Raw genomic sequence first — 12106 nt, 5'->3', positions numbered from 1 at the left:
ATCACAGGCAACAAGTCCTTATGAAACATACCCTTCTTGAGTTGTGATACGTATGTATGTGACCCATAAAACTGTGCTCTTTGTATATAGTGGGACTCTTGTCTGTTCTCCATCTCTACTATGTAGATCTTGCCAGACTCATCCTTGCACTTCAAATCAAACAAGCTTCTTTTGCCCTGTCCTATGTCTGGTATTTCTTCTCCAGACATAAATTCGAGTTCTGCTATTTTTTCTCCCGGTTTTAAACGTAGTATAGCATTTAAAAAATCCTTTAGTCTTTCCTTGTCGCCAAAGACTCTCTTAAATGCTACATCGTTTGTTGCGTCTAGGTATCTTGTCATCAGTATACTCTCTTGTGTTCATGCTTAGTACAACCCATTGTATACTATTCCGAATACTTCCTCCAGATGTTTTATGCTCCAATGATTCTGTAACCAAAAAAGTATCAATGAGCCTCTCAAATATCACAGACCCACAATCTTCCCATATGCCTTGACATTGCATATATAGATAGGGTGCTTGCTGCACTGAGCTTTGCTACTCCTGGTCTTTGCATGTTGTCCTGCATTTTATGTTACAATAACGTTACATGTAAAACAAATCGTCAAACTCGGGAGAGCATAGGCTGTATCAACACTTAGTTGTTCCATACATTTCTCACAACAAAATGCTGATCTTCACCATAACATATGCTGTTGGTTCCGGCACGAACCACAATTTTTTGAAGGATTTTATGAAATTGTATTTTTTTAAATCGATCCCTATCAATAGGACAAAATGCAGAATTAAATCCCGAAATTGTGTAGTTATCACCTTGTGCAGCACCACAACGGCTACATGCCGATCTGTAATAACTGTAACCGATTGACGCAGAATATTCTTCTCGAAAAAGCGATTTCCCAGTATAATTGTGTATCTCTTTTAGAGCATTGGGTGAAATGTAAGTCAGATGCGATACAATTGATTTGTAGTCTTGAGGACAAAATGGAATATTGCTTTCTACGAACAGCCCCTTTGCTTCTAATTCTTCTATAGCACCTTCATCAATCGCTTCAAACCACTCTGGTAGTATAATAGCGTAAACTGAAGTGCTTTGCTTACACCTGTAACAGTTTATCTGTGTTTGACCCAAATAAAAGAAATCCGCCCTTAAATTTCCTTGCTCTTCTTTCGCTTTACAAGGTACCAATTTCGCAGCGTTTGGAACTATACATCTCTCACGTTCATTGAATATTTTGTCCTTTATATTTTTTAATTCATGTTCCAATTTACCGACAGTTTCACCGATTCTTTTTTCATTCAACCATATCTGCAACACTTCATTCATGGCCTCTTTTTTATCTTTGAAAGCTCCAAAATGATGATCATGTCTAGCTATACGCCAACCGTTATATTTGTATACGGTGGCTTCTAAAACAGGATTATAAAAATTCCTGTTCTTACTTATATACCAAGAATATTTGGCACACTTGATTCGTAGTTGTATAAGGAATATTTTGAGACTACAAAATATATATTTGTGCATTAAAGAACCACTTGTAATAAAATTATATAGCTTTCCCTTCATACCATTTCCTCATCAAACAGTAGGCCATAAATATCTCTGGACCAAAATCTACCCACACTCTGAACGCTGGCTCTTTCGCTCTAGGAAATACTTGTACTTTCACAACAGTACCAGAGCGCAGCTCAACCCACTCAAACTCATCATACGTTATTGTTATCACCTGTCACCTATTTTTCAATTAGTCCAATGAGTCTCACTGGTGCTTCTGTCCCATCCTTGATTTTGATGGGACATACTATAACAACAGCACCAGACTCCGGCATCTTATCTAAATTTGCTACGTTTTCTACTAATATTTTGCCAGCGCCTAGAAAGAGCCTATGCACCTTAAAACCATCTTCTGGCCGATCCGGCGAAAGTGTATCAATGCCTAAAGAAGCCACGTTCTTCTTAAGAAGTAGCGATGCCGCTTCAGAAGATATTGACGGAAAAACATGGTTGTTATGATACTTCCGAGGCTCGTTCCAAAATTTGCTCCAACCGGTTTTGACCATCACGCATGAACCTTCAACAATAGCCCCAAACTTGCTTTCAAAATCTCTCACATCTTGTGTGCTTAAGCTGTAACGCTCATGAGATTGTTCGGAGACATCAATCACAACACATGGAAACATCAAATCATTTGGATCAAAATCATGAATGCACCTATCTCCTGGCATACAATGACTTGGTGCATCCATGTGTGTAACCGATTCCAGCATGCATTTTGATCTCCATAGCACGAAATTTATACTCGCCTTCGCAATCAGAGTAGTCTATGTGCAGATCATGATTAAAGGCATACTCCTTGACACACTCATTACAACGCAACACTTCTTTCTCTATACGATTTGGTGCTACTGGAGGTGCACCTACAAATCTCAACATCTTTCTGCTTGTGCCTTTGTACAATTTCCCATTACCACAATCAGGACATACATCCCCAGCTTTATGGTCTTCTACCTCTACTTTATTAATTGGAGCATCCGGATAATCATCAAACCCATACCGCCCAGCGCCTTAGTGAATAGGCTGGCGGGGAAGTTCCGCCGGCCTACTCACTATGGAAGTTAGAATCGGGTGATTCCCAAGGTAAGTTAACGGGGATGAGGATATTGTTAAGTAGCCTGGCAGGTGAGTTAGAAGTAGGAAAGGAACTGCTTATAGAGGCTCTGTATGAAGTAGTGTTAAAAAGTCAAATTTTGAAACAATTTGGAAAGATTGCATCTAATGTAAAGGTGACGTTAGAAGCGCTATCTGTAACGGAGGTTAGAGGTGTTATACAAAGCTTAAACGCAATTGAGGTGGTGAGTGGAAAGCTGGCACTAGAGGATGGTGGGCGCATTGAAGCGATCAAGGAGTTGGTGATAAGGCTGCGTGATGAGATATTGGTGAGACGAGGTGCGCTCTGGAGTGGAGGCATAGTAATCATAGAAAAGGGAGGAGGGGGAGCGATTAAGCAGGCAGTGTTTGAATCAGGTGTGTTGGATGCTAGAGGTGATGTCACCATAAGAGCTAAACTACTGACCAATAGAAGAAGTGATTGTAGTGTTGCGGAGACGCTGATCCATCAATGGGAATATATATCACGTAAAAACAGTGACAATGGCAAATGCTATAGAGAAACTCTGAGTAGTTTCTGTGGTAGTGAAGGAAGAATTCGAGTAGGTGGAAATTTTGTTTTTGATGGTGTAGGATTAGAGAATTTTATTAGCTTCTTTGGAGTTGAGGGTAATGTACATTGTTTGCAAAAAGCCAACATAAAAAACGAGCCGATAAGTTTAAAAGTACGTGCTGAATACAGCTCACATGCTCGCCGTGGACGTGGAAAGTATGTGGGTTGGTGTGTGGGTGCTATTAGCAGACAGCTTGCTATTTGTGGCCTTTCGAATTATGGCAACATGGTGGGGACAGACTCAAGGATAGACAGCACTGTATCGTCAACGTTCTACGTGTTGGGAGGTGTGTACGGTGAGTTTACCAGTATAGGAAACATTAACGTAGAAACAAAGCTAGATAATGTACCTTTAGTTTCGGCAGTTGAGATGAAATATATATGGCCTAGCCAGGAAGCTGGAAAGATGGCAATAGCTGGTACTGAGAGCAATACAGAACATAGGCTTGTACCTAGTATTAGGAAGGCAAATATTGTTAAGCAATTGTACAATTCTCTCGAGAAGATTGCAGTAAACATGGGCCATGAGCTTGGGGTCTTGGTGGGAAGCGGAAATATTAGGGTCAACCCTGGTAGTGATGCGAGCGCCGAACCAATGGTGTGTTTGAAGCATAAACCACTAGCTAGCTGCGAGTATGGTACAGTGCAGTTATTGGAGGAGTTGGGAGTAGATAAAAAGCAATATCCACAAATATTTGGTTCAGCTGATATTGAGAAAGGTTTGATAGAGCATGGTGTATTTGAGTTAACAGGGATGAGGGTACTGTTTTCTGAAGTACAGGAGGCGTTTTTGATAAGAGATGGTGTTGACAGTGCTGGGGCATCTCTGAAGGACAAGGGATGTGAGCAGCTGCAGCGGTTATTGAAGAGTGGTTTAAAAGTCAAAGAAAAGTATGGTTTGGAGGTTGGCAAGTCTTTGGATATGGGAAAAATGAAAGACATAGAACAACCGTTTGCCTGGCCTGTGTCTAAGACGTTACCTGGAGGTAAGCAAGTGTTGGCACTTGAGTTGTATTTACCTGAAGAAACGGTCAAGAGAGCGCCAAGATGGTTTGGAGCTGGCATGTTGCTTGGTGCAATAGAAGCAAAGATCGAGGGTAATTTTATCAACACAGGTCTGACATATGTTAATGATGGTGCAGTCATTACAGCAGAGAACATAGGATTAGCGGGCATGTTCATAGTGAAATCTGGAGATTTAGCACTAAAGGCAAGTAAGAACATAGTAAATGTCGGGACAGTCAAGACATATAATGGTGATATCAAGCTGGAAGGGACCGACATATATGAGTTGATAGCGCATGATGGTAGGGACGTGTTAAGGACCACGTACAAGATAGAGGGAAACGCATATTACATAGCAGAAAAGTCGATATCACAGAAGTCCACCTTGATGTATATTTCTGGTGATTTAAAGATGAAGGGTAAAGATATACATCAAAGTACTACCTACAATACGAGAGTAGTTAGGGAAGAATGGGGTAAGAAGCACCATTTAATAGAAAGGACTGTGGACTCATACGATATGATATTGTTGGTAGGAGGGGACGTGGAGATAGATGCTGAGGGTAATTATAGAGGCTCAGGCATTAAGGTATCGTCTGGAAAGGATGTAAAGATAGAAGGAGAGAAGGTGAGGTTGGAGACGACAACAGCCTACGCGAAATCTGAAAATACAATAACCTCAAAGAAATGGTATGGTTCGAAGAACACGGTAAGAATGGAATGGACAACGAGTAAGACAGCTAGGTTGGAAATAACTGCGCCTGGTGGTGATGTGTATATTAGTTCATCTGATTGTACTTTAGAGGGTGTGTTGTTGAAGGGAGACAAGCCGGTACTGAAGTGTGGACAGTTGCTGGAGAAACCACATTTAGTTCAAAATACAATGCAAATCACCTCGGAGAAGAAAGGGTTGTTTGCACCCAAGATACCTATACTAGAGTTGGTAAAAAGCAATAGGCCATTAGAGCATATTAAAGATAATACGCTCATAGGTTCACTAGAAGGTCTGTTGAAGATGGAAGGTCCGCTGGATTTGCTACCAGCAATGAGCTTGATATCAGAATTGCCAAGCGTAAAGTCAGCGTTTAATGCGCTCCAGGCGAGTGATGTACCGACACCGTTTGCGATGGTAGGAGCGTTGCTACAAAAGTACGTATCGGCCAGTATAAGTTTTGGTAAGGAAAAGATGAGGCAGAGAAGTGTGATGACAGAATCCGTGGATAACGAGCTCATAGGAAGAGACTGTATACTAAGAGGAAGAGGTGAAGATAGCGTAGGTTATATCTCTGGGGACATAAAATGTAGCGAGAGCCTGTATATAGAATTTGGTAATGTGAGGCTATCTGGATCATTTAATACGGTAGAGACAGAAGGTAGTATGTCTTCTAGAACTGGAAAGATAGGTGTAGGTTTGTCTGGAATCAGCCTGAGTTACAACTATCAAAAAGGTACATGGAGTTCAGAGAGCGTTAAACACCGTGCTGGTCAAATAAATTCTAAGGTGATACAGCTCATGGTGAACGATAGACTAGAAATAGAAGGTGCGGTTATTAGTGGAGAGAAGATCAAAGTGAAAGCAAATGAAGTAGAGGTGAAGCAGGTTATAGAAAGAGTAAAGAGGGAACAGGAGATATATGGGTTTAGTGCTGGTGTATTGATAGGATGGACAGGCACAGTCCTCCCAGAAGGTTCATTGAGTTACGAGTCAAGCTTAAAAGAGAGCCAAATGGTCAAATTTATATCGGGTATTAGTGGAAACAGCATAGAAATGACAACAAAGCACCTGATATACAACGTAGCAGCGTTAAAGAGTGAGGAAGAACTAAACGTAAAAGCAGATAAGGTGACAGAAGTTCCATTGCCTGGCAATCAAGAGAAAGAAGAACACGTGAGTGTGATGGCTGCTCTGTCAGTTGATGCTGAAGGGAATATGAGAGGCTCAGTGTCTGGAAGATATAAAAATGGAGACTTTGTAATGTCAGGAGGATATTTTTCAGGGTTTATGGAAGGTATTGGTATCATAGAAAGTTTGTTTGGGGTAAAGGATAAGAAAGAGCAAGAGAGTGAAAAGCTGAGAGAGGAACTGAAGGGGAAGACAGTACCATTCTGGGAAGGGTATTTAAGAGGAGCAAGTGTTATTGAAAAGAAAGGAGGTGGTGATAGAGAGAAGGAGAGGCTATACAGAGCGCTGGATGAGGTAGGAAGCTCTGTGGATCAGAGAGAGCTAGCTGTGACTATCGTTAAGAAGAAAGAAGAGGTAGATAAGAGTAGAAGGAATGGGGTTAGCAAGGCGTTGGATAGCTTTGGAGGAGCTGTAATGGGAGTATTGCATAGCATGAATCCATTTAGAGAAGAGCCGGTTGAGGTGATGCCATTGTTGGGGAATGGTCTAAAGGAATGTATGGGTAGCGCAGTATGTCTAGAAGGGCTATCATCAAGCATATCGCCTATATTGTTGGGTGGGACTATGGGTGGTATAGCAGTAAAAGGTGTAGGTGGTGTTGGGAAGGATGAGTCATGTTCTGTAGCAGCTAGTAAAGTACATGAAGTGAAGAGAGGAGAGAGCTTGTGGGACATTTGGAGAGCAGAAGGGCTGAAGACAGGAAGGACGTGGGCGGAGTTTAAAGAGGACAATGCACACATAGCTAAGGCAAGTGGTTCACTAGACAAGCTAAAACCAGGTGATAAGGTATACATTGTCTCGAACAAAGCACCAGGAGCAAAAGCAGGTGCAGGGACCTCAGCTGGAGCATCATCACAAGCTCAACCAGGTGAAACAGGGGGTAGGGTTGATGTACAGGCTACAGTATTTAGTAGTGTGGATCGTGCAGAAGTTCCACGTGCAGTATCTGAAGCTGATGCAGTAGGAATGGCTATAGAAAGGGAGGTGCTGCAGGAGTTTGTAGTGCAAGATATAAATAATGCACTAGACGAATTCGAACATGTCACAGAAAGTCAAGAGTTTCAAAGTAAGTCTATAGAAGAAAAGAGGAATACAATTGGTGAACTAACGCATCGTATTGGCGGCTGTATCATGAAAGGTGAGGACTGGGCGTCTCAAAATGCTGGTGCGTTGTGGGATGGATTTGAGGATAAGTTTTCTGCTACAGCTCAAAGGCTGAGGAATATTGGCACAAAGGTAGGAGGATGGATTGGTACTGGTGTAGGTGCTAGTGTAGAGTATGTAGGGCGTTATGTTCCTGATGGTGTGAAAGAGAGGTATTCGGCCTATTTGGAGAACACGACACCTGAGCAGAGGAAATGTCTGGAATTCGGTATAATAATTGTTCCTGTAGCCGGCACGGTTGTAAGAGGAGCTAGTGGTGTTACGAAGGGAGCCAAGTTGTTGAAGAAGTTTGACAAGCCTGGAGTGGACCTCGATGCAGCAGATTTCACCAATATCAAAAAAATCGACATTGACGACGGAATCAAAAAAGCCGATGTGGATGGCCATACCTCTAGTGAACATGATGTGTCAAACTTAGTAAGTCACCAGATTCTGAGCTTCAATGATAAGATAACAGTTAGGAAGTACCTAGAAAACACACCCTTTTTTAAAGAGGGCAATAAATTTTTCAAGGACGCTACAGGTAAGTGCAAAGACTATAAAATTACAAATTTAGCGAGCGGCAACAAGGAGATGTCTTACTTTGCAGAGGCGAAAACTGCAGGATACGGTAAGCGATATGTTTTGGAACTCGATGGGGAAGGGAAGAGGATTAAGGAATATAAGGATACTATAACACCATCTGGAGCCATAAAAGAAAGAAAATTTATACATGAGAAATCTAACAATGGATAAAGGTCATGCTATGATTACTGTACAAGAAGTAAGACAAAAAATAATTGATTGGCGAGATGGTGTAATGACAACAGAAGAAATTCAAGGATGGGGCGAAGAGAAGTACACTAGTAATGATCTGAGAAATGCCTCTTTAAGCGAGAGGGAGCATTTTATTGTAATAGAAGTTCTACAGTATTTAGAATTTATAAACATGAATCTAGTGACGAAGGATGATATACCTCATATCTTAGAATTTATAGATGGTGCAGACCATAATGATGCGTATAAAAAATGGAACGAATATCTTAATAATATAGATTATAAGAGTAGAGCAGATCTGCTGAAGGGAGAGGCGTTTTATGAGGATTATTGTCTAGCCCACCTTGACTGTAACGACCAGCAAACAAAAGGGGCAGGACCTGCAAACTATGGTGTCGTGGAGAAACGTCGGTAAAGGACCAGTGTAAGGTGGTCCAGCGTGACGGAAGTGTAGAAAAGGGAGGCCATACAAAAACGGGTGCTAGTTTACTGAGGTATAAAAAGTTGTGGAATGGTGGTATAGATGCAGTGAATTATGGTTTAAATTACAGAAACGAAGATTTGGCGAACTGGGAGTGGTAAAGTTGCATGGATTGGACCGGTGCTAAGGTACGTGCGCTGAGCGGGTACGTAATAGGCCTATCAGCAGCATAGGTGCGAAAATTCCCATTAGCGTATTATAATGGTCTCCCTTGGGGAGGACATAGGATTGGGACAAAATAGTACGCTAAGGACGAAGTGTACGTCTGACAGGTCTGTCATTTTTCGAAGAGGAGTTCATTATAATTGAGGGAAAAGCTTGTAAAATCAGGGGTAGTAATTTTCGAAGTGTAGTTCAATTTTATCATAGACAAGTGGAATATATAGCATTATTTTCAAAGCGGAGCGCAGCACGTGTAAAATTGGGAAAAAAACTTGAGTGATATCTCTGAGATAAATGATAAGATATGGAATATTGGAAAACAACGTGCTGAGGTAATTGGTCCTCTAGCTGGAAGCAAGGTTTGTACTCAAGAGAAAGTTTTAGAGGCTGCGGCTAAGCTGGGATTATCGGCCCGTTATATATATAGGTTAATTCGGAATTACCGAGATTCAGATGGTTTGACCAGTTCTCTTATTCCTCAAAGGCCTAGTGGAGGGAAAGGTGGCTCAAGATTATCTACAATACAAGAAGCTCTTATTAATAAGATAATTGATAGATTTTATCTTACGCGTCAAAGACTAAGTGCTTCTACAATCATAGAAGAAGTGCGTAAACAATGTGCTGCTCAAAATATGGTTGCACCTGGAGCATCGACGATTCGGCGTCGTATTAAGGATATTTCTGTTATTAGGCTACAAGAACGATATGGGCGTGATCAGTCTATAGAGCCTATCGCAGGGGAGTTTCCTGAGGTAAATTATCCGTTATCAGTGGTCCAAATTGATCATACGTTAGTTGATGTAATAATTGTTGACCCCATTGATAGACTACCGATAGGTAGGCCTTATGTTACAATTGCTATTGATGTGTACAGTCGTTGTATTGCAGGTTTTATTGTTTCTTTAGAAGCACCATCATCAGTGTCTGTAGGATTATGCCTGACTCATATCGCTATGGATAAAGGGCCTTGGTTAGCGATGGTTGATATTGACACATCATGGGCTATCCACGGCAAGCCAAATTTGATACATGTTGACAATAGTTCTGAATTTCACAGTGCAGCACTTACTAGAGGGTGCTCACAACATGGTATTCAGATAGAGTATCGCCCCCAGGGGAAAGTTCATTATGGAGGAATTATAGAGCGCGTGATTGGAACTATGATGAAGCTGGTACATACCTTGCCTGGTACCACTTTTTCTAATGTTGGAGAGCGTGGTGATTATCCTTCTGACGCTAAAGCATGTTTAACACTGGGAGAATTGGAAAGATGTCTAATCATAGCCATCACAAAATATTATCATTTACGCCTTCATAATGGAATTGATGAGGTTCCCATCAAACGCTATGAAAGAGGGTTGGCTATGATGAAACGAGATGGTCAAAAGCTAGCAGTGATCAATAATGGGAAAGCTTTTTTAATTGATTTTTTACCTATTATTTATCGTACACTAAGACGTGACGGATTTATGCTTGATCACATTATCTACTACAATAATGCACTTCGTTCATTTATAATTAATAGAGAAAAATATGAGAAATTCTTGATACGTCGTGATCCGAGGGATTTAAGCCGCATTTATGTTTATTTGCCGGAAGGGGGAGGTTATCTGGAAGTTCCGTATCGTACTTTATCGCGTCCCGCAATTAGCTTATTTGAACATCGTCTTGCTATAAAGCGCATTAAAGATATTGGGAAAGGCCAGGTACAAGAATCTGCATTATTCAGAGCAATAGATGAAATAAGAGACATAGTTAATAAAGCCTCTTCAAAAACCCGTTCTATGCGAAGAAATAGAACACGTATGCAGGAAAACGCTAGGGTACAACCTAAGGCGAAACCGTCTAGTACTGAGGAGAATAATGAAAGGATGGTAGATGAAATGGGAGATGAAGCATTTAGGAATATTGAGGTGTGGAGATGACTGAGCACCTTTTATCTGCTGTACGAGAGATAGCGTTATTACCGGCGGAACAAAGGATTGCGAGAATCCGTGGCGATCATTGGATAGGATATGGTAGGGCCGAAGGGGTGTTGACTAAGTTAGAAGAACTTTTTAATTCTCCCAAGCGTATAAGAGCGGCCAATATGCTCATTATTGGTCCTACGAACAATGGCAAGACAATGATTGTAGAGAAATTTAGGCGAACACATTTACCTTATGAATCTGAGGATGGGGCACATGAAGTAATACCTGTGCTTGTAGTGCAAATGCCTTCGAGTCCTACAATACAACGTTTTTATACAGCCATTATGAGAGCCTTGGGTTCACCGGTGATAGCTTATCCATCCACTGCAAGAAATGAAGCTATGGCACTAAAGATGTTAGGTGTAACTCGAACCAAGATGGTGTTCATAGATGAACTGCACAATATATTGGCTGGGAGTGTTAGCAAGCAGAGAGAGTTTTTAAATTTAATTAGGTTTATCGGTAATGAACTGCAGATCTCAATAATTGGAGTTGGTACAAGAGATGCTTATCTGGCAATTCGTAGTGATGACCAACTAGAAAATAGGTTTGAACCTGTTATATTACCATTATGGGAAAATAATAGTGAATTCAATAGATTACTAGCAAGTTTTGTAAAGATTTTGCCATTACTCAAACCTTCAGAGCTATTGAATCATGATATTCGCAGGATAATTTTAGAACGGAGTGAAGGAACTATTGGTGAGATTTCAGGGTTATTAACAAAGGCGGCTAGCGAAGCTATTATGTCTGGGAAGGAATATATCGATCAAGAAGTACTAGAACGTACTAACTATCATTCACCTAGTGAGCGGCGTAGACTTTATGAAAGTATGGTACATTGATGAAGAAGAAGTGGCCGTTGCATCCCAAAGTTTATAAATACCAACTTTTGTATAATTGGGTTGAGAAATTAGCAGAAACTTATGGAGTTAGTTATCAAAGTTTTTGCAGAAACGTACTAAAGCTCACAACAGAAGAAATAAAGGATTTAAGAACCTGTCTTCCCTAATGGTGCGGTTATTATTTTATCTGAAGGCACGGGTGTACCAATAGAAGATTTAGAAACAAGATATTTGGACAATATTTATAAAATGTTGCTAAAAGAGCTTGATGAAATGATGAATGATGGAATAACTCGTGATGAGATGTTACGATTAGCAGGGAATTGTACACCAAGTAGTGATGACTGATGTCCATAAAAGGGTAGTCAGCATTTCTGGACAAGCATAATTTAGGGACGGGTTTTAGAGACGGGTATGGGATGGTAAATGTTGAATCCAGTGTGGAGTCTATAAAACGGCCGGTTTTTAGACAATGAGTATTGATAAATGTATTGCAATAATTTATTAAAATGGTATACTAAGATAAATGGTAAATTAGTCAAATAAACACTTGAGTTTAAATTATGCAAAAATTAATAACAAGTATGGATCAGCATGGT

At 40.7% G+C, this 12106-nt stretch carries 10 protein-coding genes; 5 read left to right on the top strand and 5 right to left on the bottom strand.

What is annotated here, in order from left to right:
• The 5 genes from EDM53_RS05535 to EDM53_RS06400 all read right to left on the bottom strand — a co-directional run.
• Nucleotides 1-341 (bottom strand): Rpn family recombination-promoting nuclease/putative transposase (locus tag EDM53_RS05535; protein WP_130122662.1); only part of this gene is annotated, 341 nt, incomplete at its 3' end.
• A 296-nt stretch (nucleotides 342-637) separates the two neighbouring features.
• Nucleotides 638-1567 carry a hypothetical protein gene (locus EDM53_RS05530; protein ID WP_130122661.1) on the bottom strand — a complete coding sequence of 310 codons (930 nt, stop codon included), beginning with the start codon at nucleotides 1565-1567 and terminating at the stop codon, nucleotides 638-640.
• A complete protein-coding gene (locus EDM53_RS05525; RefSeq protein ID WP_242507905.1) occupies nucleotides 1548-1727 on the bottom strand; it encodes a hypothetical protein in 180 nt (59 codons plus the stop codon). The genes EDM53_RS05530 and EDM53_RS05525 overlap by 20 nt, the downstream gene beginning before the upstream one ends.
• A 7-nt stretch (nucleotides 1728-1734) precedes the next feature.
• Nucleotides 1735-2226, bottom strand: a complete 492-nt coding sequence (locus EDM53_RS05520; RefSeq protein ID WP_207215498.1) for a cyclase family protein — start codon at nucleotides 2224-2226, stop codon at nucleotides 1735-1737.
• Nucleotides 2213-2434 (bottom strand): hypothetical protein, encoded by a 222-nt coding sequence (locus EDM53_RS06400; RefSeq protein WP_207215497.1) that lies wholly within the window; start codon nucleotides 2432-2434, stop codon nucleotides 2213-2215. The genes EDM53_RS05520 and EDM53_RS06400 overlap by 14 nt, the downstream gene beginning before the upstream one ends.
• 218 nt (nucleotides 2435-2652) lie before the next feature.
• Here EDM53_RS06400 and EDM53_RS05515 point away from each other — a divergent pair, with 218 nt between their 5' ends.
• The 5 genes from EDM53_RS05515 (at nucleotide 2653) to EDM53_RS05500 (ending at nucleotide 11507) form a co-directional block, all read left to right on the top strand.
• Complete coding sequence (locus EDM53_RS05515) at nucleotides 2653-8028, top strand: hemagglutinin repeat-containing protein (protein ID WP_130122660.1); 5376 nt, start codon at nucleotides 2653-2655, stop codon at nucleotides 8026-8028.
• Nucleotides 8021-8464: a hypothetical protein gene (locus tag EDM53_RS05510; RefSeq protein WP_207215496.1), complete on the top strand. Its 444-nt coding sequence runs from the start codon at nucleotides 8021-8023 to the stop codon at nucleotides 8462-8464. The genes EDM53_RS05515 and EDM53_RS05510 overlap by 8 nt, the downstream gene beginning before the upstream one ends.
• Nucleotides 8465-8478: 14 nt before the next feature.
• Nucleotides 8479-8631: a hypothetical protein gene (locus EDM53_RS06275; protein WP_165379679.1), complete on the top strand. Its 153-nt coding sequence runs from the start codon at nucleotides 8479-8481 to the stop codon at nucleotides 8629-8631.
• A 333-nt stretch (nucleotides 8632-8964) separates the two neighbouring features.
• Nucleotides 8965-10617 (top strand): Mu transposase C-terminal domain-containing protein, encoded by a 1653-nt coding sequence (locus tag EDM53_RS06465; RefSeq protein WP_130122658.1) that lies wholly within the window; start codon nucleotides 8965-8967, stop codon nucleotides 10615-10617.
• Nucleotides 10614-11507, top strand: coding sequence for a TniB family NTP-binding protein (locus EDM53_RS05500; RefSeq protein ID WP_130122657.1), 894 nt, complete (start codon nucleotides 10614-10616; stop codon nucleotides 11505-11507). Before EDM53_RS06465 ends, EDM53_RS05500 begins: the two co-directional genes overlap by 4 nt.
• The last annotated feature ends 599 nt before the right edge of the window (nucleotides 11508-12106 follow it).

This window comes from Rickettsiales endosymbiont of Peranema trichophorum, assembly GCF_004210275.1.
Taxonomy (GTDB): domain Bacteria; phylum Pseudomonadota; class Alphaproteobacteria; order Rickettsiales; family Midichloriaceae; genus RICK02.
Note: the sequence above shows the minus strand (reverse complement) of the source record. Positions and strands in the feature narration are given on the sequence as shown.